General features: G+C 68.9%; 23 protein-coding genes. 16 read left to right on the plus strand and 7 right to left on the minus strand.

Annotated features, from left to right (window positions below):
- Nucleotides 1-46: 46 nt before the first annotated feature.
- Together fabI and ABD089_RS01590 are read left to right on the plus strand one after the other, a co-directional pair.
- Complete coding sequence (fabI, locus tag ABD089_RS01585; RefSeq protein WP_343884428.1) at nt 47-820, plus strand: enoyl-ACP reductase FabI; 774 nt, start codon at nt 47-49, stop codon at nt 818-820.
- 145 nt (nt 821-965) lie between these two features.
- Complete coding sequence (locus ABD089_RS01590) at nt 966-1157, plus strand: hypothetical protein (protein ID WP_343884429.1); 192 nt, start codon at nt 966-968, stop codon at nt 1155-1157.
- A 5-nt stretch (nt 1158-1162) separates the two neighbouring features.
- Here ABD089_RS01590 and ABD089_RS01595 read toward each other — a convergent pair whose 3' ends face one another.
- On the minus strand, nt 1163-1894 hold the full coding sequence (locus ABD089_RS01595; protein ID WP_343884431.1) for a hypothetical protein: 732 nt from the start codon (nt 1892-1894) through the stop codon (nt 1163-1165).
- A gap of 77 nt (nt 1895-1971) precedes the next feature.
- Between ABD089_RS01595 and ABD089_RS01600 the strand changes: the two genes are divergently transcribed.
- Nucleotides 1972-2781 (plus strand): ABC transporter ATP-binding protein, encoded by an 810-nt coding sequence (locus tag ABD089_RS01600; protein ID WP_343884432.1) that lies wholly within the window; start codon nt 1972-1974, stop codon nt 2779-2781.
- Here the strand turns inward: ABD089_RS01600 and ABD089_RS01605 are convergent.
- Nucleotides 2753-3766: a bile acid:sodium symporter family protein gene (locus ABD089_RS01605; RefSeq protein WP_343884433.1), complete on the minus strand. Its 1014-nt coding sequence runs from the start codon at nt 3764-3766 to the stop codon at nt 2753-2755. The genes ABD089_RS01600 and ABD089_RS01605 overlap by 29 nt on opposite strands.
- Nucleotides 3767-3893: 127 nt before the next feature.
- Between ABD089_RS01605 and ABD089_RS01610 the strand changes: the two genes are divergently transcribed.
- From ABD089_RS01610 to ABD089_RS01620, 3 genes are all read left to right on the plus strand, one after another.
- Nucleotides 3894-4694, plus strand: coding sequence for a TrmH family RNA methyltransferase (locus tag ABD089_RS01610; protein WP_343884434.1), 801 nt, complete (start codon nt 3894-3896; stop codon nt 4692-4694).
- Nucleotides 4695-4774: 80 nt separating this feature from the next.
- Nucleotides 4775-5101 carry a PadR family transcriptional regulator gene (locus ABD089_RS01615; protein WP_343884435.1) on the plus strand — a complete coding sequence of 109 codons (327 nt, stop codon included), beginning with the start codon at nt 4775-4777 and terminating at the stop codon, nt 5099-5101.
- Complete coding sequence (locus ABD089_RS01620; protein ID WP_343884436.1) at nt 5098-5607, plus strand: hypothetical protein; 510 nt, start codon at nt 5098-5100, stop codon at nt 5605-5607. The genes ABD089_RS01615 and ABD089_RS01620 overlap by 4 nt, the downstream gene beginning before the upstream one ends.
- A gap of 16 nt (nt 5608-5623) precedes the next feature.
- Here ABD089_RS01620 and ABD089_RS01625 read toward each other — a convergent pair whose 3' ends face one another.
- Both ABD089_RS01625 and def read right to left on the minus strand, forming a co-directional pair.
- Nucleotides 5624-6100, minus strand: a complete 477-nt coding sequence (locus ABD089_RS01625; protein ID WP_343884437.1) for a DoxX family protein — start codon at nt 6098-6100, stop codon at nt 5624-5626.
- Between the two features lie 3 nt (nt 6101-6103).
- Nucleotides 6104-6724 (minus strand): peptide deformylase, encoded by a 621-nt coding sequence (gene def, locus ABD089_RS01630; protein ID WP_343884438.1) that lies wholly within the window; start codon nt 6722-6724, stop codon nt 6104-6106.
- Between the two features lie 141 nt (nt 6725-6865).
- Between def and ABD089_RS01635 the strand changes: the two genes are divergently transcribed.
- Complete coding sequence (locus ABD089_RS01635; protein ID WP_343884439.1) at nt 6866-7789, plus strand: tyrosine recombinase XerC; 924 nt, start codon at nt 6866-6868, stop codon at nt 7787-7789.
- Nucleotides 7790-7807: 18 nt separating this feature from the next.
- On the opposite strand, the gene ABD089_RS01640 is transcribed toward ABD089_RS01635, so the two are convergent.
- Nucleotides 7808-8788 carry a M23 family metallopeptidase gene (locus tag ABD089_RS01640; RefSeq protein ID WP_343884440.1) on the minus strand — a complete coding sequence of 327 codons (981 nt, stop codon included), beginning with the start codon at nt 8786-8788 and terminating at the stop codon, nt 7808-7810.
- Nucleotides 8789-9114: 326 nt separating this feature from the next.
- On the opposite strand from ABD089_RS01640, the gene rpsB reads away from it, so the two are divergent.
- The 7 genes from rpsB to gdhA all read left to right on the plus strand — a co-directional run bounded on the left by rpsB (nt 9115) and on the right by gdhA (nt 16032).
- The gene (gene rpsB / locus ABD089_RS01645) at nt 9115-10080 is read left to right on the plus strand and encodes a 30S ribosomal protein S2 (RefSeq protein WP_343884441.1); all 966 of its coding nucleotides are present in this window, start codon (nt 9115-9117) and stop codon (nt 10078-10080) included.
- Nucleotides 10081-10112: 32 nt separating this feature from the next.
- Nucleotides 10113-10925 carry a translation elongation factor Ts gene (gene tsf / locus ABD089_RS01650; RefSeq protein ID WP_343884442.1) on the plus strand — a complete coding sequence of 271 codons (813 nt, stop codon included), beginning with the start codon at nt 10113-10115 and terminating at the stop codon, nt 10923-10925.
- A 100-nt stretch (nt 10926-11025) separates the two neighbouring features.
- Entirely contained in the window at nt 11026-11739 is a 714-nt protein-coding gene (gene pyrH / locus ABD089_RS01655) for a UMP kinase (protein ID WP_343884443.1), read from the plus strand.
- A 69-nt stretch (nt 11740-11808) separates the two neighbouring features.
- Nucleotides 11809-12363, plus strand: coding sequence for a ribosome recycling factor (frr, locus tag ABD089_RS01660; protein ID WP_343884576.1), 555 nt, complete (start codon nt 11809-11811; stop codon nt 12361-12363).
- 11 nt (nt 12364-12374) lie between these two features.
- Nucleotides 12375-13262: a phosphatidate cytidylyltransferase gene (locus tag ABD089_RS01665; RefSeq protein ID WP_343884444.1), complete on the plus strand. Its 888-nt coding sequence runs from the start codon at nt 12375-12377 to the stop codon at nt 13260-13262.
- Nucleotides 13259-14551 (plus strand): dual-specificity RNA methyltransferase RlmN, encoded by a 1293-nt coding sequence (rlmN, locus tag ABD089_RS01670; RefSeq protein ID WP_343884445.1) that lies wholly within the window; start codon nt 13259-13261, stop codon nt 14549-14551. The genes ABD089_RS01665 and rlmN overlap by 4 nt, the downstream gene beginning before the upstream one ends.
- 143 nt (nt 14552-14694) lie before the next feature.
- Nucleotides 14695-16032: an NADP-specific glutamate dehydrogenase gene (gene gdhA / locus ABD089_RS01675; protein ID WP_343884446.1), complete on the plus strand. Its 1338-nt coding sequence runs from the start codon at nt 14695-14697 to the stop codon at nt 16030-16032.
- Between the two features lie 28 nt (nt 16033-16060).
- Here the strand turns inward: gdhA and ABD089_RS01680 are convergent, their stop codons facing one another.
- Entirely contained in the window at nt 16061-17173 is a 1113-nt protein-coding gene (locus ABD089_RS01680) for an LOG family protein (RefSeq protein WP_343884447.1), read from the minus strand.
- A complete protein-coding gene (locus ABD089_RS01685) occupies nt 17170-18612 on the minus strand; it encodes a serine hydrolase domain-containing protein (RefSeq protein WP_343884448.1) in 1443 nt (480 codons plus the stop codon). Before ABD089_RS01685 ends, ABD089_RS01680 begins: the two co-directional genes overlap by 4 nt.
- Nucleotides 18613-18660: 48 nt before the next feature.
- Between ABD089_RS01685 and dxr the strand changes: the two genes are divergently transcribed.
- Both dxr and ABD089_RS01695 read left to right on the plus strand, forming a co-directional pair.
- Nucleotides 18661-19878 carry a 1-deoxy-D-xylulose-5-phosphate reductoisomerase gene (gene dxr, locus ABD089_RS01690; protein WP_343884577.1) on the plus strand — a complete coding sequence of 406 codons (1218 nt, stop codon included), beginning with the start codon at nt 18661-18663 and terminating at the stop codon, nt 19876-19878.
- 251 nt (nt 19879-20129) lie between these two features.
- Nucleotides 20130-22829 carry an ExeM/NucH family extracellular endonuclease gene (locus ABD089_RS01695; RefSeq protein WP_343884449.1) on the plus strand — a complete coding sequence of 900 codons (2700 nt, stop codon included), beginning with the start codon at nt 20130-20132 and terminating at the stop codon, nt 22827-22829.
- Nucleotides 22830-22837 lie beyond the last annotated feature (8 nt).

Genomic DNA, 22837 nt, shown 5'->3' on the forward strand with positions numbered 1-22837 from the left:
GACCACGGGCACCGCCCACCATCCACCCCAGAACTGGAGCAACACCATGGGAATCCTCGACGGCAAGTCCGTGCTCGTCACTGGCGTCACCCACAAGACGTCCATCGCCTACAACGTCGCCCGCATCGCGCAGGAACAGGGCGCGCAGGTCGCGGTGTCCAACTTCGGACGCGCGCTGAGCCTGACCAACCGAGTCGTCCAAGCGCTCGACCCCGTCCCGGCCGTGCTCGACCTGGACGTCACCAACGCCGAGCAGCTCGCCCAGGTTCCCGACATGCTGCGCGCGGCCGGCTTCACCAAGGTCGACGGCGTCGTCCACTCGGTCGCCTTCGCGAACCCCGAGACCGCTCTCGGCGGCAAGTTCCTCACCACTCCGTGGGAGGACGTCGCCACCGCACTGCACGTCTCGTCCTACTCACTGGTCAGCCTGGCCATGGCCTGCAAGCCGATGTTCAGTGAGGAGGCCTCGGTGGTCGGCCTGACCTTCGACGCTACCGTCAGCTGGCCGACCTACGACTGGATGGGCGTCTCGAAGGCGGCCCTGGAGTCGGCCTCCCGCTACCTGGCTCGCTACCTGGGCGCCGAGGGCGTGCGTTCCAACATCGTCGCCGCCGGCCCGCTGGACACCATTGCCAAGAAGGCGATCCCGGGTTCCACCACCTTCAACGATGTCTGGGATGAGCGCGCCCCGCTCGGCTGGGACCTCACCGACACCGAGCCCACCGCGAAGGCGGTCGTGGCGCTGCTGTCGGACTGGTTCCCGAAGACGACCGGCGAGATGATCCATGTCGACGGCGGCGTGCACTCGATGGGCGCCTGAGCCCCGCATCACCCGTCACTCCCGACCCCGTCACCCCCGACCGGTTCGCTCCTCGGCCACGCTGAGGGCGAACCGGTCGTGACTTTCCTGGCTGCGGCGGCGCACGATGGTTGACAAGGCATCCACGACGCACGAGGAGTCAGTCATGACGCAGCCAGGTTTCAACCCGCCCATCCCGCCGCTCCCGGCCGACGACGCCGATCTCACCGGCGTCGACGCAGCGGTCGACGAGCCGCGCGAGGACGAGCCGACCATCGTCCGCTCACCCGACCTGGACGGCGACGAGCGCGCCGACCTGGACGGTGAGGACGAGGCCGTCGAGGACGAAGAGGTCTGAGCCCCTCAGGCCAGCGCCACCGTCGGCCACGAGACGGCCGACGACACAGCAAAGCGTGCGGCACCTGCGAGCGATCGCAGGTGCCGTTCGCGTTCCAGAACGGCGTGCGAGTGCAGCACCTCGGACGCATCGGCCAGCCCCTGCTCACAGGCCTCCAGCAGCAACCAGGCCCGATCGAGCAGGTGCTGGGCGCGCTCGTCATAGGCCGGGCCCAGTGTCGGCGCGGCGAGATGCTCGGGCCGGGTCCCGGTCGCGGCGTCCAGCTGGGTGAGGGCTTCCGCGCTGGCCAGTAGTTCGGCCTGCAGCATCCGGGTGGCCTCGCGTGGGTCGTCCGGCAGGACGACGCGGTCGGCTGCCCACAACCGCCACTGGACGGCCGGTCCGACGCCCTGGCCGATCCACGCCAGCGCCCGACCGTCGAGGACGGGGGAGTGGCTGACCACCACGGCGCCCGCGTCGATGGCGGCGGTCGTGACCGGCGCCGGTCCGCGGAGCCCGGCAGCCCGTCCGGGTTCGGGCAGCAGCAGCACCCACACCGTGGGCCCCAGCCTCTCCGCCCGGGCCAGCGCGAGGCGCACCGGAGACCCTGTCAAGGGGTCGAGGCCCAGCAAGCCGTCCGGGTCGGCGACGTGGTGGGCGACCGGCCCGCGCAGCCTTGCCTCCGCCTCCGGCGCCGTGATCCGGCCGCTGGAGAGCAGGTTCAGCGTCGTCGCCAGGCGCAGGTGGGTCTCGAGCACGTCGACGAGCATATGCACCCACCGAAGGCGTGGCCCGCGGGTGGGAGGCCCTCGCGCGATCCGCTAGGTTTGCAGGCATGGCAGCTGTGGTGGACCTGGCCGGTGTCGGCGTGCGACGTGGTGGTGCCGACTTGCTCGACGACATCAACTGGACTGTCCGCGAGGGCGAGCGCTGGGTGCTGATCGGCCCCAATGGCGCCGGCAAGACGACCCTGCTGCAGGTGCTGGCCGCGCAGATGCACCCCACCCGGGGCGTGGCCGAGTTGCTGGGCGAGGTGCTGGGGACGGTCGACGTCTTCGAGCTGCGCCCCCGCATCGGCGTGACCTCGGCGGCTATCGCCGACCGCATCCCCAAGGGGGAGCGGGTGGACGACGTGGTGATGAGCGCCTCCTACGGCGTGATGGGCCGCTGGCGCGAGCACTATGACGCCCTGGACGAGGGCCGCGCGACCGAGCTGATGGACCAGCTCCAGGTGGCTCCGCTGGCCGATCGCACCTTCGGTACCTTGTCGGAGGGGGAGCGCAAGCGCGTCCAGATCGCCCGTGCCCTGATGACCGACCCCGAGCTGCTCCTGCTCGACGAGCCCGCAGCCGGGCTGGACGTCGCGGGCCGCGAGGCACTGGTCCAGACCCTCGGCGAGATCTGTTCCGATCCCTACGCGCCGGCCACCGTGCTGGTCACGCACCACGTCGAGGAGATCCCGCGTGGCATCACGCACGCCCTGCTGCTCAAGGGTGGCCACATCGTGGCTGCCGGACCCATCGAACAGGTGCTCACCAACGAGGTGATGAGCGATACCTTCGACATGCCGTTGGAGATCAGCCCTACCGACGGACGCTACGCCGTCCGCGCCGCCTTCACCGGTCGCCGCGGCCTGCCGCAGTGACGCCTGCGCTGGTCGCAGGCACCTCGCCCTGCTGGGCGTAGCGTCCCGCCAGCGCCCCACAGACCATCAGCTGCGCCTGGTGGAAGACCATCAGCGGCAGCACCAGCAGGCCCAGCGTGGGCAGCCCGGCGAACAGCACCGTCGCCATCGGGACCCCGGTGGCCAGTGACTTCTTCGTCCCGCACATCTGGATCGCGATCCGGTCGGCGCGGTTGAAGCCCAGCAGACCGGCCACCGTCCACGTCACCCACAGCATGACCGCCAGCAGCACCAGGCAGACCAGCACCAGCCATGCCACCTGCCCCGCCGAGACCATCGTCCACATGTGGTCGCGCATGCCGTGGCTGAAGGCGGCGTAGACCACCAGCACGATCGATCCCTGGTCAACGAGCTTCAGCCGCTTGTGTCGGGTCACGAAACCCGCCGTCCAGCGCCGGGTCAGCTGGCCGAGCGCGAACGGCACCAACAACTGGACGACGATGTCGAGGATCGAGCTGGGCTGGATCACCAGTCCGCCCGAGGTGGCCATCAGGGCCAGCGCCAGCAGGGGAGTGACCACGACGCCGATCAGGTTCGAAAAGGACGCGCTGACGATCGCCCCGGCCACATTGCCCTTGGCGATGGACGTGAAGTTGATGCTCGACTGCACCGTCGAGGGCACCAAGCAGAGCCACAGCAGGCCCTGGTACAGCTGCTGGCTGATGATGGTCGGTGCCAGGACGCGCATGCCCAGCCCCAGCACGGGGAAGAGCAGGTAGGTGAAGGACAGGATCACCGCGTGCAACCGCCAGTGCTTGAGGCCGGCCAGGGCCTCCTGCGGGGACAGTCGGACGCCGTAGAGGTAGAACAGGATCGCGATCAGGATCTTGGTGGCCCAGTCGAGCACGGGGACCACACCCCCGCGCGCCGGCATCACGGTGGCGAGCACCGCGGCTCCCACGATGCACACAACGAACCAGTCGATCCTCAACTTGCGCGTCTTCACCCCGACACCCTAGGCCGTCACAGGCACCTTCCCAGAGCGCCCAAAGCACGTTCCCCGAGCCTGCGGAGGGGTCGCTGGGGCCAGCCCCACTCATCAACGTCAGAGGCGTGGCCTACGGTTGTTCGACGTGGCAGAACTGATCGAGCTCGACGACCCCGCCGACGAGCGGGTCCGCGACTATCTCGCTTTGCGGGAGACCACGCTGCGGCACTCGCTGGAGGCCGCGGAGGGGATCTTCATCGCTGAGGGTCCGCTGGTGATCCGCCGGGCGATCGAAGCGGGCTATCGTCCGCGTTCCCTGCTGCTTGCTCCGCGCTATTTGGACGAACTGGGCGACCTCCTGGACGGCCTGGACGTGCCCGTCTACGTCGTCAGCACCCGGTTGGCCGAACGGATCACCGGCTTCCATGTGCACCGGGGAGCGCTGGCGTCCGTGGAGCGCCACACCCGGCACCGCGTCGAGGACGTCCTGGCCGGCAATCGGCTGGTGGTCGCCGAAGACCTGGTCGACCACACCAACGTCGGCGCGATCCTGCGCTCGGCTGCCGGCCTGGGCTGGGACGGGGTGCTGCTGGCACCCGGATCGGCCGACCCCCTGTATCGCCGTTCGGTGAAGACATCCATGGGGGCGGTCTTTTCGCTGCCCTGGGCACGGCTGGACGAACGCGGCCTCGCACCGTTGCAGGAGGCTGGATTCACGCTGGTCGCGATGGCTCTGCGCGACGACGCGGTCACCCTCGACGAGTACGCGGCCGGCGTTGGTCCCGACGACCGGATCGCCCTGCTGATGGGCACCGAGGGCGCAGGGCTGTCGGACGAGTGGCTGGCCGCGGCAGACGTGGTGGTGACCATTCCGATGGGGCACGGCATCGATTCGCTCAATGTGGCGGCCGCCACGGCCGTCGCCTGCTACGCCCTGCGCCCCTGACGTGACCCGTCAGCTCGTCCCGGGCGTCTTGACATTGCTAGGTACTTGACAATAACCAGTACCGGGCCAAGAATGGTTCCATGACCTACGACCCGCAGATGCTCAAGGGGATTCTCGCGCCCCTGCTCCTGCTGCTTCTCGACACGCGTGAGGACTACGGCTACTCCGTCGTCACGCGCTTGCAGGGGGCGGGGTTCACGGAACTGAACGAAGGCACCGTCTATCCCGCACTCACCCGACTCGAGAAGGCGGGGTTCCTCACCTCGTCCCTGCGCCCCTCCGCAAGCGGTCCGGCGCGCAAGTACTACTCGACCACGCCCGCCGGGCGCGCCGAGCACCAGCGTCTGCTGGCGGCATGGGCCGACCTCGCTGGCGCTGTGGACACCGTGATCAAGGAGAACCGATGAACGTCTCGCGCGAACTGCTTGTTCTCCGCTACGACAGTTGGTTCGACCTCTACGGGGTCCCCGGCAAGGACCGCAAGGCCCTGCGCAATGAACTCAAGGCCAACCTGATGGAGGCGGAGGCGGCCCAGGGCTGGCCTGCTGCCCGCGCCGGCGTCGGATCGGTGCAGGACCTGGCCCGCGAGCACGCCGAGGCCGTCCGGGACCCGCACCGCCCGGCGTGGGGTGTCGGCGTGACGGTGGCAGCCCTGGTCTTCGGCGCGGTCGTGTGGGGCATGGTGTGGACGATGTTCGCCTTCGCCGACGGGGTCTTCGCGAGCGGCATCGAGGCCGGACGAACGATCGAGGCACCCGTGACGCTGCTCCCGGGCTCCCGATTCAGCGCGGGACGAGATGCCGACGGCGCCATCTGGACCTCCGCCTACTTCTCGCCCTGGTTGGTCCTCGGGCTTCCGTTCATCGGCTTCCTGTTGGGCAGCAGGGTGTGGCGGCTGCTGGGCTCACGCTGAGCACCCTCGGCGAAGCTCAGCGACGGCGGGTCGAGCGGCGACGGCGGCTCGGCCCGTCGTCGTCGCCATTGGCCCAGGCGTCATAGCTGAAGCGTCCGGCCGAGGCGATGGACAGGGCCATCAGGCCCGCCGCGAGACCGGCACACAACTCCCAGCCTCCCGTGCCGACGAACAAGCCATGGTGGCGATGGATGAACCAGATCGCTCCGGCCATCTCCACGCTGAGCAGCACGCACACCACCCAGGTGTAGGCGCCCAGCACCAGGCAGGCTCCCCCCAGCACCTCGAGGCCACCGACGAGCGGGGCCGCGATGGACGGGAAGGGGATGTGCCACTTCGTGAACTGGCTGATCGTCGACTGGATGGTCGGATCGGTGAACTTGCTCCAGCCATGCGCGATGAAAATCACGCCCAGCACGACGCGCACGAGCAGCAGGATGAGCGCGCGAGCTGGGTTCTGCGCGTAGGGGGTCTGGGTGGCGTGGATCGCCACGCCTCAGCCCTCGTTCGGTGTGCCGAAGGCGGACGAGTTCTCCCGTCCCACCTTGGGCGTGATCGGCCAGTCTGCGGGGTAGAGGTGGGCCAGCTGCTCGTGCTGCTCGTCCAACTTGCGACGCGCCCGCCCGCTCAGGCGGTCGCCGAAGATGATCCCGCTGAGGTGGTCGGTCTCGTGCTGGAGGCAGCGGGCCAACAGTCCGGTGCCGGTGAGCTGGATGTCGTTGCCGAAGGCGTCCTGGCCGGCGCAGGTGGCGTGGTCGGGGCGGGCCAGCGACTGGTAGCCGCCGGGCCAGCTGAGGCAGCCCTCGTCCGCAGCCTCCAGGTTGCGGTCCTTGCCCGAGGGCAGCGTCACCTCGGGGTTGCAGAAGACGCCGAGGTGCACTCGCCCGTCGTCGTCCGGGCACTCGAAGACGAAGACCGCCAGGTCGACGCCCACCTGGGTCGCGGCCAGGCCGACTCCCTCGGCGGAGCGCATGGTGGCGAACATGTCGCGCACCAATTCGTGCAGGTCTTCATCGAAGGCCTCTACCGGACGGGTCCGGGTATGCAGCACGGGCTCCCCCCAGCGGGTGATCCGGCGGACGGTCCCGCCCTGGGTGAGGTCCAACGTGTCGCTCATCGTGCTCCTTCGGCTGCCCTGAAATACCTGTGCGAATCTACCAGCCGACCCCGCCCTGCCCGCCGAGCCGCGCGCGGCAGGGGAGCCCTAGCATGGCGCCATGGCCTTCCCCCTCAACTCGCCAGCGGGCGCAGCGACGCCATGACCGAGTACGAGCTGCCACCGGCCTGGACGGCGGCGATCGACGGCTTCGCCGAGTGGTTGCGCACCGAGCGCGGCAACTCGGTGCACACGGTGCGCGCCTACCGCACCGACATCGCCTTGTTGGCCGGCCATTGCAGTGAGCAGGGCATCGAGGTCCCCGGCGACGTGGCGTTGCGGCACCTGCGCGGCTGGTTGGCTGCCATGCAGTCGGACGGAGCCAGCGCCGCCACACTGCAGCGTCGCAGCGGCGCCACCCGCGTCTTCTTCGGCTGGGCACTGGACGAGGGCGTCGTGGGCGCCGACCCAGCACGCACGCTGAAGTCCCCGAAGGTCGGACGAAGACTCCCGGTGAACCTTTCCCGTGCCGACCTGGACGAGGTCTTCGCCGCCGCCACCGCCCGGGCCGGTGAGACCGACGGCCCCGCCGGAATCCGCGATGTCGCCCTGATCGAGGTGTTGTACGCGTCCGGCATCCGGGTCAGCGAGTTGTGCGGGCTCGACCTGGCAGACGTCGACCGCGAGCACCGAGTGCTGCGGGTGCTCGGCAAGGGCAACAAGGAAAGGACCGTACCGGTGGGCGGCCCCGCGTTGGCCGCCCTGGATGCCTGGCTGGCCGTCCGGGGCCAGTGGGTGCGCGAGACGACCAACGCGGTCTTTCTCGGCGCTCGTGGTTCGCGGATCGACCCCAGGGTCGTCCGACGTGTCATCCACGATGCCCTGCTTGCCGTCCCGCAGGCCCCTGACATCGGGCCGCACGGTCTGCGGCACGCGATGGCAACCCACCTGCTGGAGGGCGGGGCCGACCTGCGCAGCGTCCAGGAGATCCTTGGCCACGCGTCCCTGGCGACGACCCAGGTCTACACGCACGTCACGGACGAGCGATTGCGAGCCGCCTTCAAGCAGGCCCACCCCAGGGCCTGACACTGCCAGACCCACGACTCAGCCCACCAACGCCGCCGGGTTGGTGATGGCACCGTTCACCCAGGTCATCAGGTGCAGGTGGCACCCGGTGGAATAGCCCGTCGAACCGACGGCCCCGATCGCCTGGCGCTGGGTCACCGCCTGTCCCATCCCGACGTTCGTGGACGACAGATGGTTGTAGGAGGTGCGGATCGAGCGTCCGCCCACCGTGCCGTGGTCGACGATGACGCGCAGCCCGTAGGCGATGTTGTGCTCCACCAGCACCACCCGTCCGGCCGCCGCCGACCCGACGGGGGTCCCGCACGGCACGCCGAAATCCATCCCGTCGTGCAACTTCCACACGTGCAGCACCGGGTGCAGCCGCATCCCGAAGGGCGAGGTCGTCGGACCATTGACCGGGCGCAACAGCCCGGACGAGGACGCGGGCATGGGCTGCGACCTCAGCATCGCCATCAGGCCAGCCGGTGCCGTGCCGACGGCCTCGGCCGGACGCGCGTCCGCGGGCAGCAGGCGAACCCCGTCCGCCGACAGCCAGGCCATCGGGTCCAGGTACTCGTCGTGCCCACGGCGCAGGCCCCAGTGCAGGCACCCTGACGCGCACTCCTGCGACGCCGTGGTCCACCCGATCCGATCCCCCCGCGACACCCGCTGGCCCGCACGCACCGTCCCATGCACTGGCTGGTACGTGGTCCGCCACGAGTCCCCGCCGGTGGAGTGGTCGATGCTGACCGTTGGGCGACCAGCCACGACGCCGACGAAGGCGACCACCCCGTCGGCCGCGGCCAGCACCGCCGTCCCAGGGGGAGCGAGCAGGTCTGCGCCCCGATGCCCCGCCGAGTAGGGACCGGCTGGCGCGTCGAAGGCCCGGACCAGTTCACCCGGCACGGGTCGCAGCAGGCCGGGGGGACCGGCCATCGCCGGCACCGGGGCCAAGACGGTTGCGACCGTCCAGAAGGCGAGGAGACAGGCGAGGAGTCGACACCGATTGACACGCTTCACGACCTCACTCTTGTCATCTGGACGCGCAGCCGTTCCACGCCAGAGTGTCCCTGTGGACAATTCCTCCATCACCCCCAGGCTGTGGAAAACCACAGCCGACCTCGGTTCTCCGCGCCCTGGATTTCCCTCCCATCGGCCCCACGCCTAGACTTGCGCTGCGGCCCAGACCGATTCTGGGTCGACTTCGCATGCGCCGGGCCCGCAAGGGGTCCAGTCCCACGGTCCCGGGAAACCGGGCGGGGCAGGACAGCGCATCAGGGGAACCGAAAAGCTCGGTTCCAGCCAAACCACCGTGGGCGCAGTGCGTCCACACGAAAGGACCGGCCATGGCCGTCGTCACCACTCGCCAGCTGCTCGAGAGCGGTGTCCACTTCGGGCACCAGACCCGCCGCTGGAACCCCAAGATGAAGCGCTTCATCTTCACCGAGCGCAATGGCATCTACATCATCGACCTGCAGCAGTCGCTGACCTACATCGACAAGGCCTACGCCTTCGTCAAGGAGACCGTCGCGCGGGGCGGCCAGGTGCTCTTCGTCGGCACCAAGAAGCAGGCCCAGGAGGCCATCGCCGAGCAGGCCACCCGCGTCGGGATGCCCTACGTCAACCAGCGTTGGCTCGGCGGCATGCTCACCAACTACCAGACGGTCATCAAGCGCGTGCAGCGCCTGAAGGAACTCGAGACGATGGACTTCGACGACGTCGCCGCCTCGGGCCTGACCAAGAAGGAACTCCTCGGTCTCAAGCGCGAGAAGGAGAAGCTGGCCAAGACCCTGGGTGGCATCCGTGAGATGGCCCGCGCCCCCCAGGCCGTCTGGATCGTCGACACCAAGAAGGAGCACCTGGCGGTGGACGAGGCGCGCAAGCTGCGCATCCCCATCATCGGCATCCTCGACACCAACTGCGACCCCGACGAGGTCGACTTCCCGATCCCGGGCAACGACGACGCGATCCGTTCCGTCGCCCTGCTCACCCGCATCATCGCCGACGCCGCGGCCGACGGCCTGATGTCGCGTGGTGGTCAGAACACCACCGGGGAGGCCTCCGAGCCGATGGCCGAGTGGGAGCGCGAGCTCCTGTCGGGTGACCCCGCCGCCGAGGCTCCTGCCGCCGACGCCACCGCCGAGGCTCCTGCCGCCGACGCCACCGCCGAGGCTCCTGCCGCCGACGCCACCGCCGAGGCGCCTGCCGCCGAGGTGACCGAGGCCCCCGCCGCCGAGACCGAGGCCCCCGCCGCCGAGGCGAACGAGGCCCCCGCGGAGGCGGCCACGGTCACCGAGTCCGACGCCAACTGACACCGACCAACCACTCCTGGAACGGAATACACATGGCAATCACTGCTGCCGATGTCAAGAAGCTCCGCGACGCCACGGGCGCGGGCATGATGGACGCCAAGAAGGCGCTCACCGAGGCCGAGGGCGACTTCGAGAAGGCCGTCGAGATCCTGCGGGTCTCGGGTGCCGCCAAGATGGCCAAGCGCTCCGACCGTGAGGCCAGCAACGGCATCGTCGCTGCCTCCGGCAAGACTCTCATCCAGCTCGCTGCCGAGACCGACTTCGTTGCCAAGAACGACGAGTTCGTCGCTCTGGCCGACGAGATCGCCCAGGCTGTCGAGGCTGCCGGCGTGGCCGATCAGGCTGCCGCCGAGCAGGTCACCCTGGCCGCGGGCAAGACCGTCCGCGAGGCCGTCGACGAGCTGGCCACCAAGATTGGCGAGAAGCTCGAGCTGGCCGACGTCCGTCGCTACGAGGGCGACACGCACACCTACCTGCACCGCCGCTCGCAGGACCTGCCGCCGCAGGTCGGCGTGCTGGTCGAGTACGATGGTGGCGACGAGGCCTTCATCCACTCGGTCGCGCTGCAGATCGCGTCGATGGTGCCCCAGTACGTCTCCCGCGAGGAGGTGCCGGCCGACGTCGTCGAGCGTGAGTCGCGCATCGCCGAGGAGACCGCCCGCGAAGAGGGCAAGCCCGAGGCCATCCTCCCGCGCATCGTGGAGGGTCGTCTGAACGGCTTCTACAAGGACGTCTGCCTCGTCGACCAGGCTGCGATCTCGGACGACAAGAAGTCCGTCGGCCAGCTGTTGGCCGACAAGGGCGTGACCGTCAAGCGCTTCGCGCGCCTGCAGGCCGGCGCCTGAGGGCCACCAATTCAGTAGAGTGACATGCGCCGCGGGCAATCCGCGGCGCATGTCTCATGTCCAGAGCACTGCGAGAAGTGCAAACGGGGAGGATGGACCAGTGAGCAAGCCCTATGACCGGGTTCTGCTGAAGCTCTCGGGAGAGGTCTTCGGCGGAGGCAAGATCGGCGTCGACCCCGCCGTGGTGTCCGGAATCGCGCAGCAGGTGGCCGACGTCGCCAACAGTGGCGTGCAGGTGGCCATCGTGGTCGGTGGAGGAAACTTCTTCCGCGGTGCGGAGCTGAGCCAGTCGGGCATGGAGCGTGAGCGCGCCGACTACATGGGCATGCTCGGTACCGTGATGAATGCGATCGCCCTGCAGGACTTCTGCGAGAAGGCTGGAGTCCCGACCCGCGTGCAGAGCGCGATCACCATGCAGCAGGTCGCCGAGCCCTACATCCCCCGTCGGGCGGTGCGCCACCTCGAGAAGGGTCGCGTCGTCATCTTCGGCGCGGGCGCCGGCATGCCCTACTTCTCCACCGACACCGTCTCGGCGCAGCGCGCCCTGGAGATCGGTTGCGAGGCCCTCCTGATGGGCAAGCAGGGCGTCGACGGCGTCTTCGACTCCGACCCGCGGAACAACCCCGCGGCGAAGATGTACGACGAGCTGACCTACGACGAGTACCTGGCGAAGGATCTGAAGGTTGCCGACGCGGCTGCAGTCTCCCTGGCCCGCGACAACGGCCTCAAGATGGTCTTCTTCAACCTGACCACCGAGGGCAACATCGGTCGGGCCGCGCGCGGTGAGGCCATCGGCACCACTGTCCACGCCTGAGTCCCCCCACGCATCACCCCCTCCACGCCTGAGAACCACAAACCACCAAGACCGGAAGGATCATTCGTGATCACCGACATCATCAAGGACGCCGAGAAGAAGATGGGCGCCGCCGTCGACTTCGCCCGCGAGGAGTTCGCCGGCATCCGCACCGGCCGCGCCCACCCCGCCATGTTCAACAAGCTCATGGCCGACTACTACGGTGCGCCCACCCCACTGCAGCAGCTGGCCACCTTCCAGGTGCCCGAAGCTCGCACCATCCTGATCGCCCCCTTCGACCGCTCGGCGATGACCGCGATCGAGAAGGCGATCCGCGACTCCGACCTCGGCGTGAACCCGTCCAACGACGGCAACATGATCCGCTGCATCCTGCCCGCCCTCACCGAGGAGCGCCGCAAGGAGTACATCAAGATGGCCAAGCACAAGGCGGAGGAGGGCCGAGTGAGCGTCCGCAACGTCCGTCGCCACGCCAACGACTCCGTGAAGCGCCTGGAGAAGGACAAGGAGATCGGCGAGGACGAGGCCTCCCGCGCGGAGAAGCAGCTGGACGCCGCGACCAAGAAGTTCGTCGACCAGATCGACGAGCTGCTGAAGAACAAGGAAGCCGAGCTGCTCGCGGTCTGAGCACCCACTCGATGAGCCAGCAGAAGATCTCCCCGACCGACGTCAACCCGGTCCCGCGCCCGTCGCGGGCCGGGCGCAACCTGCCCGCTGCCATCGCGGTGGGCGTGGTGCTGATCTCGGCTGTCATCGCCACGCTTGCGTGGTGGCACTGGGGCTTCATCCTGCTGGTGGCTGCGGCGCTGTCGATGGGGGTGGTGGAGGTGTCGCGGGCGCTGTCGCGGATCGGGATGCACGCCGCCACTGCGCCCGTCTTCGTGGGCACGCTCGCGGTGGTGCTGGGCTCGTACTACGCCGGGCAGCACCCGGCGCAGCAGGTGCCATCGAACACCCTGATCCTGGGCCTGCTCGCCCTCACCTCGCTGGCCTGTCTGGTGTGGCGGTTGCGTGAGGGTCCGGAGAACTACGTGCGGGACGCAGCCGCGAGCCTCTTCCTGGTCGGCTACATCCCGCTGCTCGGCTCTGCCGTCGCACTGATGATGGCCGCCGACGACGGCCCGGCCCGCATCGTCACCTTCATCCTGTGCGTGGTCGCCTCCGACACCGGTGGCTACATCGCTGGCGTGTTGTTCGGCAAGCACAAGATGGCACCGACGGTGAGCCCGAAGAAGACCTGGGAGGGCTTCGCGGGCTCGGTGTTGTTCGGCGTCGGCATCGGCATCGCCTGCTCCATCTGGTTGTTGGGCGTGGGCTGGTACGTTGGCCTGCTTCTCGGGGTGCTGCTGGTGGCCGTCGGGACGGCCGGCGACCTCGTCGAGTCGATGATCAAGCGGGATGCGGGCATCAAGGACATGTCCAGCTTCCTTCCCGGACACGGAGGAATAATGGATCGACTGGACTCCCTGCTCGTGGCGGCCCCGGTCGCCTGGGCACTCCTGTTCCTGCTGGTGCCGGTCGCATGAGCGCCCCCGACCGTCGCAACCACGCGGCCCCCAAGGCGCTCGTCCTGCCCGCTGAGCCGCTGGCGGAACCCGGCACCGAACTGCCTTTGGTCTTCAAGGCCCCGAAGCGGAACAAGCCTGCGCCCCACTGGATCGACCTGACGCCCGACGAGCGTCGGGCTGCAGTCACCGAACTGGGCCTGCCCGCCTTCCGCGCCGGCCAGATGGGCAAGCACTACTTCGGACGCTTCGAGACCGACCCCTCCACCTGGACCGACCTGCCGGCCGACCTGCGCGCCACGGTCACCGAGAAGTGGTTCCCGAACCTGCTCACCCAGGTCTCTCAGCAGCGCTGCGATGGCGACACCACCGTCAAGAACCTGTGGCGTCTGCACGACGGCTCGCTGGTCGAGTCGGTGCTGATGCGCTACGGGGTGCGTCCCGCTCGTGCGGGGGAGGCCGAGTTGGGCAGCGAGGCGGACAGTGGCGAGGCCGGCCGGACTGGCACCCACCAGCGCGTCCGCTCGACGCTGTGCATCTCCTCCCAGGCTGGCTGCGGCATGGCCTGCCCGTTCTGCGCCACCGGCCAGGGCGGTCTGCAGCGCAACATGTCCACCGGCGAGATCATCTCCCAGGTGTTGGAGGCGGAGAAGCTGCTGGCATCCGGTGCGCTCCCGGGCGGCCCGGGAAGGGTCAACAACATCGTCTTCATGGGGATGGGCGAGCCGATGGCCAACTACAAGGCCGTGATGGCAGCCGTCCGTACGCTCGTGGCGCCCCCGCCCGACGGCATTGGCATGAGCGCGCGCGGCATCACCGTCTCCACCGTGGGCCTGGTGCCCCGGATTCAGCAGCTCACCACCGAGGGACTGCCGGTCACGCTGGCGCTCTCGCTGCACGCGCCGGACGACGAACTGCGCGACGAACTGGTGCCGATCAACACGCGCTACAAGGTGGACGAGGTTCTCGACGCCGCCTGGGAGTACGCGAAGCAGACCAAGCGCCGCGTCTCCATCGAGTACATCATGATCAAGGACATCAACGACCAGGCTGAGCGCGCCCGGTTGCTCGCCAAGCGGCTCAAGGCCCGTGGTGACTGGGGCTGGGTACACGTGAACCTGATCCCGCTGAACCCGACCCCGGGTTCGAAATGGACTGCCAGCCGCAAGGCCGACGAGCGGGAGTTCGTGCGCGTTCTCGAGAGCTACCAGATCCCGGTCACCGTCCGTGACACCCGTGGCCAGGAGATCGACGGTGCCTGTGGCCAGCTGGCCGCCAGTGAACGTGACCTCGTCGCAGCCCAGCCCTGAGCCCGAGCGGCCGCGCCGCGAAGGCCAGCCTGAGCGATTTGAGCGGACCATCCAGCATTCGGACGCTTTCGTGTCCGGAGCTGGACGCTTGGTGAAGTGTTCACGATTAGCCCGGCGACCCCGCCGTGGCGGGAAAGGCTGTCATGCAGGATCCGTTGCAGAGCGTGTACGACACCGTCGTGCGCCGCAACCCCGGTGAGGTGGAGTTCCACCAGGCCGTCAAGGAGGTCTTCGACTCCCTGGGGCCGGTTCTCGACCGCAACCCGCAGTATGCGTCCCACGCCATCCTGGAGCGCATGTGCGAGCCGGAGCGCCAGGTGATATTCCGCGTGCCGTGGGTCGACGACAAGGGCAGGGTGCAGATCAACCGCGGCTTCCGCGTCGAATACAACTCGGCGCTCGGCCCCTTCAAGGGCGGTCTGCGCTTCCACCCCTCGGTCTATCTGGGCATCGTCAAGTTCCTCGGTTTCGAGCAGGTCTTCAAGAACTCGCTCACCGGCATGCCCATCGGTGGTGGCAAGGGCGGCTCGGACTTCGACCCCCGCGGACGCAGCGACGGCGAGATCATGCGTTTCTGCCAGAGCTTCATGACCGAGCTGTACCGCCACATCGGCGAGTACACCGACGTCCCCGCCGGTGACATCGGCGTGGGTGGCCGCGAGATCGGCTACCTCTTCGGCCAGTACAAGCGCATCACCAACCGCTACGAGGCAGGCGTCCTCACCGGCAAGGGCCTCACCTGGGGTGGTTCGCTGGTGCGCACCGAGGCCACCGGCTATGGCACCGTGCTGTTCGCCAACCGGATGATGGAGACCAAGGGCACCTCCTTCGACGGCAAGAAGGTCACCGTTTCCGGCGGCGGCAATGTCGCGATCTACGCCATCGAGAAGGCGCAGCAGCTGGGCGCCGTGTGTCACGCCTTCAGCGACTCCTCGGGCTATGTCCACGACCCCGAGGGCGTCGACCTCAACCTGCTGAAGGAGGTCAAGGAGGTCGAGCGCGGACGCGCCGCCGACTACGCCAGCCGTCGCCCCAACGCCAAGCTGGTCACCGACGGATCGGTCTGGGACATCCCCACCGACGTCGCGCTGCCGTGCGCCACCCAGAACGAATTGAACGGCGACCAGGCCGCGACGCTGGTGAAGAACGGAGTCACCGTGGTGGCCGAGGGCGCGAACATGCCCACCACCCCGGAGGGCATCGAGGTCTTCAAGAAGGCCGGCATCGCCTACGCTCCCGGCAAGGCAGCCAACGCCGGTGGCGTGGCCACCTCCGCGCTGGAGATGCAGCAGAACGCCAGCCGTGACTCCTGGGACTTCGACTACACCGAGAAGCGCCTGGCCTCGATCATGGCCGACATCCACGACAACTGCGTGGAGACCGCCGAAGAGTACGGCCTGCCCGGTGACTACGTCGCCGGGGCCAACATCGCGGGCTTCGTCCGGGTTGCCGACGCGATGATCGCCCTGGGCGTGGTGTAGTCAGCAGCGGTCCAAGACCAGCAGGACCTCACGCGAGGCGGCCGAGCAACCACTCGGCCGCCTCGTCCACGTCCTGGGCCAGGAACAGCGCGGTGCCCATCTGCTTGTCCTGTCCCAGCGATTCCAGCAGCGGCCAGGCCGGCAACGTGGTGGTCCAGTGCTCGACGTCCACCAGCACCATCGGAGTCGTGGTCGCCCCCGCGGCGGTGTAGTAGTTGCCCGTCGCGGCCTGGAAGATCTCCTGGACGGTGCCCGCCGCCCCGGGCAGGTAGACGATCCCGCCCTTGCACCGCTGCAGCAGCGTGTCCTCGCGGATCGCATTGCTGAAGTACTTCGCCACCCCCGTGGCGAAGGCATTGGGCGGTTCGTGGCCGTAGAACCAGGTCGGTATCCCCAGCGAGGTCGCCCCATCGGGCCAACGCTCCCGGACGCTGAACGCAGCGCGCGCCCAGGCCGTGAGGTCATGGCGGAAGTCGGGCGCGGTGGCCAGCATGTCCACCGCCTCGTCCAGCGCGTCGGGCTGGTTGGCCAACCAGGCACCAAGGTTGGCGGCCTCCATCGCACCCGGCCCGCCGCCGGTCATGACCAGTCGTCCGGCACGGGTCAGCGTCCCCGCCAGCCGGGCGGCCGCGCGGAAGTCGTCGCCGCCGCGTTGCGCTGCATGGCCGCCCATGATGCCGATGCTCGCGCCATCGGGGTGCTGGTCGCAGAACTCGTCCAGCGCGTCGCTGATCGCGTGGTCGTGCAGGGCCATCGACAGCGTCGCCTCGATCGAGGGCCGCAATCCCTGCCCACGGTGCCAGGCGTAGACCAGGGCGTCGGTCGCGTCGGCGTACTCGCCGCCGGCCTGGACGGCGTCGTAGAGCTCGGTCGGGGAGTAGAGCCCGGGACGGTAGGGGTTGAAGGGCAGGTCGGGCAGTCGCGGGAAGACCAGTGCGCCGCGATGGCGCAGGCTCTGCTCGTCCGCGGGTGCAAGATCGCAGCCCAGGAAGAGCGCCCCGCTGGGGTCGACCTTGCGCAGCGCCTCGCGGCGCGTGGTCAGGTCGACCGATTGGACGATGCACCGGGCCAGCGGTCGCCCCGCCGCGAGGTGCTCGTCGAAGGCAACCAGCGTGTCGAGCTCGGTGTTCTCGACGCTCATGGCCGCCCGACGCGCTGGCTGTGCGGGAGGGCTGGTACGGCGATCTGGCGAATCGTGGGGGCGCCGCCCAAGGGTTCAAGACGCCAGCGCATCCCCTGTTCCGGGTCGGAGCCGAAGGTGAACACGAGCGTGTGTGGGGTGTCCAGCGAGCGCAGGTGCACCACCGGGATTCCCTCGACCAGCGCCCCGCTGACCGCGACGTGTGCCACCAGACCCAGCTCCGGCCATTCCAGCTGGCTCCTCAGCCAGCGTCCGTGCCCGATCGGGACTTCCTGCCAGGGCGACTGTTCCTGCTCGATGACCTCGCACAGCCCGAGCATCGGGCCGCGCTCCGAGGAGCCGAGCTGGAAGGCCTGGTCGCCGCACCATCCGTGCCGGAATGCATCCGCGGGGATTGGTTCGCCATCCACTGTGGGCGTCGCCAGATGCGCCAGGCGCTGGTCAAGTTCGGCCTGGGCTGCGGCGGTTCCGGGCCGGTCAATGCCGGGCAACAGGTGGCGCCACAGGTTGTCCAAGGGCACCTGCATGTCGGCGACCTCACCGAACATGCAGACGACGAGGTCGTGTTCGGGCAGCACGACGCCGTACTGGCCGAAGGCGCCGTCCCCGCGGTAGCCGTGGGATCCCATCCAGACCAGCCAGCCGTAGCCGCGTTCCCAGTCGCGTCCGTCAGCGGGCAGCCCCGTCGCGCCGGGGGCGGTCTGCACCTGCGCCACCCGGTGGCGTTCAATCCACTCGGACGGCAGGAGCTGCTCGCCTTGCAACCGCCCGTCCGCCGCGATGAGCGCGAAGAAGCGGGCGGCCGTGGTCGCGTCGACCACCAGGCCGCTGAAGCCGATCGGCTGGCCTCCTGTATCGCGCTGCCAGACCAGTGGGGGAGCGCCGAGATGGGTGAGCACGCGCTCGTCGAGCACCTGCAGCAGGTCGCGACCTGCATGGCGGCTGACCACCAGCGAGAGCGCATAGGGGGCCACCTGGTTGTAGCAGAAGGTCTCGCCGGGCGTGCCGGTGACGGGAGCGGCGAAGGAGTCGGCGAGCCATGCGGGGCAGATGCCGCGACGGTCGAAGTCGTCCGCCATGTCGTGTTCGTGGCCGGTGGCCATCGCCAGGCAGTCGCGGACCCGGATCGTGCGCGCCCTCTCGCTCGCGGTGGTGGCCAGCTCCGGCAACAGGTCGACGATCAGGTCGTCGTAGCCGAACAGGCCGTCGGCCACGCAGATCCCCACGGCGGCCGACGTGAAGGTCTTCGACAGGGAGTAGACGAGTTGCCGGTCGGCGGGCGCGAAGGGTGCCCAGTATCCCTCGGCGAGCAGCTCGCCGCGGCGCAGCACCAGCAGCGCGTGGGTCTGCTGGCCCGCCGCTTCCTGGGCGTCGATGAAGTCGAGCAGGGCGCGCGGGTCGATCCCGGCGGTGAGCGCATCGGTGCGGGTCAGCGGCATGGCGCCAGCCTAGCCATGCCGATCTGGGAGACTGGGCGGGTGAGTGACGTGCGCGATGTGGTGATCCTCGGTTCGACCGGTTCCATCGGAACCCAGGCGCTGGAGGTGATCGATGCTCGGCGCGAACGCTTCAACGTCGTCGGGTTGGCGGCCGGTGGTTCGGACGTAGCACTGTTCGCCCGCCAGGTGCTCGACTTCGCGCCCAAGGTCGTCGCGCTGGCCAAGGCCACCGCTGGGCAGGACCTGCAGCTCGCCCTCTACGCCGAGGCGAAGAATCGGGGCTGGGACGAGGGCAACATGAGCCTTCCGAAGATCCTGCTCGGGCCGGATGCCGCGACCCAGCTCGCGCGGATGGACTGCGATGTCGTGCTGAACGGCATCACCGGTTCCGCTGGCCTGCTGCCCACCTTGGCAACCCTCGAGAAGGGCACGACGCTGGCCCTGGCGAACAAGGAGTCCTTGGTGATCGGCGGCCGGCTGGTCACCGATGCTGCGGCCCCCGGCCAGATGGTGGCCGTCGACTCCGAGCACTCAGCCTTCGCGCAGTGCCTGCGTTCGGGAACCGCCGACGAGGTCCGACGGCTGGTCCTGACCGCCTCGGGCGGGCCCTTCAGGGGCCGCACCCGCGCCGAATTGGCCGATGTCACGCCCGAGCAGGCGATGGCGCACCCCACCTGGGACATGGGACGGGTGATCACCATCAACTCGTCCACGCTGGTCAACAAGGGCCTGGAATTGCTGGAGGCCGGTCTGCTCTACGGCGTCGACCTGGACGACATCACGGTCGTGGTGCACCCCAGCTCGATCGTCCACTCGATGGTCGAGTTCCACGACGGGGCGACGATCGCGCAGGTTTCCCCGCCCGACATGAAGCTGCCCATCGCGCTGGGTCTGGCCTGGCCGGATCGCGTCGCCGACGCCTCTCGTCCGAATGACTGGTCAAGCCCCACCGACTGGCACTTCGAACCACTGGACTCCGAGGCCTTCCCCGCCGTCGAGCTGGCGCGCCGCTGCGGCAAGGCCGGTGGTTCCGCGCCGGCCGTGTTCAATGCCGCCAACGAGGAACTCGTCGACGCCTTCTGCGCCGGGCACCTCAGTTTCCTGGCGATCACCGACACCATCGCCGCCGTCGTGGACGAACACCTCGCCTCCAGCGAGGGTGATGGCGCCTTCATCGCCGACGACCAGATGAGCGTCAAGGGCGTGCTGGCCGTGGACGCCTGGGCCCGCCGCCGCGCGGCGGAACTGGCCCGCACACCCGGGTGACCACGCTGCTGGTCATCACAGCAGGCGTGGCCTTCTTCGCCTGGTGATGGCCTCCAGCGCTCTGCATGAACTGGGGCACCTGGTGGTTGTCGCGGACGCGTTGTCCCGTCCAACTGTTCTGAACGTGACCGCATGACAAACTTCGGACGACATGTTTGTCATGCACCCCGCTGGGGCTGTCCAGATGAGAGGTGGCACAGGTAGTTTTCGGCGTGACCCCACCCCACTCACCCCGACTCTCCTGGAGCCCCATGTTCACGCCCCTTCGGCGCGGAACCCGGCGCACGGCACTGATTGCCGCTGCCGGGATCGCCCTGACCGCAGCCCCCCTCGCCCAGTTGCCAGCCCTGGCCGCCACCGACCACCTCGTCATCAACGAGGTCTACGGCGGCGGTGGCAACTCCGGCGCGACCTACACTCACGACTTCGTTGAGCTGTACAACGGCACCTCCTCGGCCATCGACGTCACCGGCTGGAAGCTCGCCTACTACTCCGCCGCCGGCAACCTCGGCAGCAGCTGCACCTTGACCGGCTCGATCGCCGCGGGCAGCCACTTCCTGGTGCAGGAGGCCAAGGGCACCGCGGGCACCGAGCCCCTCCCGACGCCGGACGCCACCTGCACGGCCGCCATGAGTGGCACCGCGGGCAGCGTGGAGCTGGCCGATGCCACCGGCACCGTCGTCGACCTGGTCGGCTACGGCACCGCCACCCGCGTGGAGACCACGGCTGCCCCGACCCCGTCCAACTCCACGTCGGTGACCCGCGCCAACGGCACCGACACCAACAACAACCAGGCCGACTTCACCGTCGGCGCACCGACCCCTCAGAACTCGGGCACCTCGACCGCGCCGACCGATCCCACCCCCACCCCGGATCCGACCGGGACCGCCACCCCCACGCCGACCCCCACCCCCACGCCGACCCCCACCCCGCAGGTCTCGATCGCCGACATCCAGGGCGCCGGCACCGCCACCCCGCTGGTGGGCCAGACCGTGACCACCACGGGCATCGTCACGGCCACCTACCCGACCGGCGGCTTCAACGGCTTCTACGTGCAGACTCCCGGCACGGGCGGCACCCAGAAGGCGGCCGGTTCGGCGTCCGACGGCATCTTCGTCTACACCGGCACCGCGCCCACCGTCGAGGTCGGCCAGTGCTTCACCATCACCGGCGTCGCCGCGGAGTACAACACCCTCACCCAGCTGACCAAGCCTGTGCTGACCCTGGCCACCGACTGCGCCCCGGTGCAGCCCACTGCGCTGGCCTCCGTCCCGGCGACCGATGCCGAGAAGGAGGCCTACGAGGGCATGCTGGTGCTGCCCACCGGCACCTACACGATCACCAACAACTACGCGCTCAACACCTATGGCCAGCTCGGCCTGGCAGTCGGTGACGAGCCGCTGTGGCAGGCCACCGACCGCGTGCCCTACACCGATGCTGCGGCCTACGAGGCGGCGCAGCTGCCGAAGTACATCACCCTCGACGACGGCTCCAGCTGGGACTACATGCGCAACACCACCGCGCAGAAGAGCCCGCTGCCGTACCTGAGCCAGGACGAGCCGATGCGCACAGATTCGCGGGTCACCTTCGTCCAGCCCGTGATCCTCGACCACCGCTTCCAGTGGAACTACCAGCCCACCGGCCAGATCGTCGGCTCCACCGACGAGCAGGACCCCCTGCAGACCGAGAACGACCGTCCCACCGCGGCCCCGGCCGTCGGCGGTGACGTGAAGATCGGCGCGATGAACGTCCTGAACTACTTCACCGATCTCGGCCAGGACGAGACGGGCTGTGCCTCCTACAAGGACATGTACGGCAACCCCGTCACCGCCAACGGCTGCATGGTCCGCGGCGCCTACACCGCCTCCGCGCTGGGCGACCAGCAGGCCAAGATCGTCGCCGCGCTGGCGATGCTGGACGCAGACGTCGTCACCCTGATGGAGGTCGAGAACTCGGCCGCCTTCGGCCACGACCGCGACGCCGCGCTGAAGACCCTGGTCGACGCGCTGAACGCCAAGGTTGGCGCGGGCACCTATGCCTACGTCCCCAGCCCGCTGATCGTCCCCGACAGCGAGGACGTCATCCGAGTCGCCCAGATCTACAAGACGGCCAAGGTCAAGCCCGTCGACTCCTCGGTCATCCTGATGGACCCGGCCTTCGCGAATGCCCGCCAGCCGCTGGCCCAGAAGTACGAGTCGCTGGCCACCGGCAACGAGATCGTCGTGGTCGCGAACCACTTCAAGTCGAAGGGTTCGGGCGCCGACGACGGCACCGGCCAGGGCCTGTCCAACCCCTCCCGCGAGGAGCAGGCCAGGGCGCTGACCAGTTGGATCGAGCAGATGTGGCCCGACCAGGCCGTCTTCGCGCTGGGTGACTTCAATGCCTACACCGAGGAGACCCCGGTGCAGATCATCGAGGATGCCGGCTACACCGACCTGGTGCGCAAGTTCAACCCCGACTCCACCTCGTACCAGTTCTCCGGCCGTCTGGGCTCGCTCGACCACGCCTTCGCCAACGCCGAGGCCCTGGCGCTCGTGACCGGTGCGGACGACCTGAACATCAACGGTGACGAGTCGGTGGCGATGCAGTACAGCCGCCGCAACTACAACATCGTCGACTTCCACTCCCCGACGCCCTATGCCTCCTCCGACCACGACCCGGTGCTGGTCGGCATCACCGACCAGGCCCCGGCCCCGGTGATCCCCGTGATCTCCGCGAAGGGGGGCTGCAAGCAGTTCAGCTTCACCGCCGAGCCGACGGTGGCGGGCGACAAGCTTCTCCTCGAGGGCCACTGGCGGGGCAACAAGAAGCAGTCGGTCACCGTCGATGCGGCAACCGGCTTCGCCAGCGGCAAGCTGCCCAACTGGAAGGACGTCACCGCGGTCATCGTCCGCGACGGTGTGAAGCTGACCGAGACCCAGGTCTCGATCACCAACGCCTGCCGCAGCTGACACACCTC

This window comes from Luteococcus sanguinis (assembly GCF_039527675.1).
Classification (GTDB): domain Bacteria; phylum Actinomycetota; class Actinomycetes; order Propionibacteriales; family Propionibacteriaceae; genus Luteococcus; species Luteococcus sanguinis.

What these genes read in the sequence shown, in the direction of transcription:
- ABD089_RS01685 (WP_343884448.1), bottom strand. Translation starts at nt 18,612, where the DNA reads ATGCCGCTGACCCGCACCGATGCGCTCACCGCCGGGATCGACCCGCGC.
- ABD089_RS01615 (WP_343884435.1), top strand. Translation starts at nt 4,775, where the DNA reads ATGACCTACGACCCGCAGATGCTCAAGGGGATTCTCGCGCCCCTGCTC.
- ABD089_RS01600 (WP_343884432.1), top strand. Translation starts at nt 1,972, where the DNA reads ATGGCAGCTGTGGTGGACCTGGCCGGTGTCGGCGTGCGACGTGGTGGT.
- ABD089_RS01620 (WP_343884436.1), top strand. Translation starts at nt 5,098, where the DNA reads ATGAACGTCTCGCGCGAACTGCTTGTTCTCCGCTACGACAGTTGGTTC.
- ABD089_RS01665 (WP_343884444.1), top strand. Translation starts at nt 12,375, where the DNA reads ATGAGCCAGCAGAAGATCTCCCCGACCGACGTCAACCCGGTCCCGCGC.
- rpsB (WP_343884441.1), top strand. Translation starts at nt 9,115, where the DNA reads ATGGCCGTCGTCACCACTCGCCAGCTGCTCGAGAGCGGTGTCCACTTC.
- ABD089_RS01695 (WP_343884449.1), top strand. Translation starts at nt 20,130, where the DNA reads ATGTTCACGCCCCTTCGGCGCGGAACCCGGCGCACGGCACTGATTGCC.
- rlmN (WP_343884445.1), top strand. Translation starts at nt 13,259, where the DNA reads ATGAGCGCCCCCGACCGTCGCAACCACGCGGCCCCCAAGGCGCTCGTC.
- tsf (WP_343884442.1), top strand. Translation starts at nt 10,113, where the DNA reads ATGGCAATCACTGCTGCCGATGTCAAGAAGCTCCGCGACGCCACGGGC.
- gdhA (WP_343884446.1), top strand. Translation starts at nt 14,695, where the DNA reads ATGCAGGATCCGTTGCAGAGCGTGTACGACACCGTCGTGCGCCGCAAC.
- def (WP_343884438.1), bottom strand. Translation starts at nt 6,724, where the DNA reads ATGAGCGACACGTTGGACCTCACCCAGGGCGGGACCGTCCGCCGGATC.
- ABD089_RS01635 (WP_343884439.1), top strand. Translation starts at nt 6,866, where the DNA reads ATGACCGAGTACGAGCTGCCACCGGCCTGGACGGCGGCGATCGACGGC.
- fabI (WP_343884428.1), top strand. Translation starts at nt 47, where the DNA reads ATGGGAATCCTCGACGGCAAGTCCGTGCTCGTCACTGGCGTCACCCAC.
- ABD089_RS01680 (WP_343884447.1), bottom strand. Translation starts at nt 17,173, where the DNA reads ATGAGCGTCGAGAACACCGAGCTCGACACGCTGGTTGCCTTCGACGAG.
- ABD089_RS01590 (WP_343884429.1), top strand. Translation starts at nt 966, where the DNA reads ATGACGCAGCCAGGTTTCAACCCGCCCATCCCGCCGCTCCCGGCCGAC.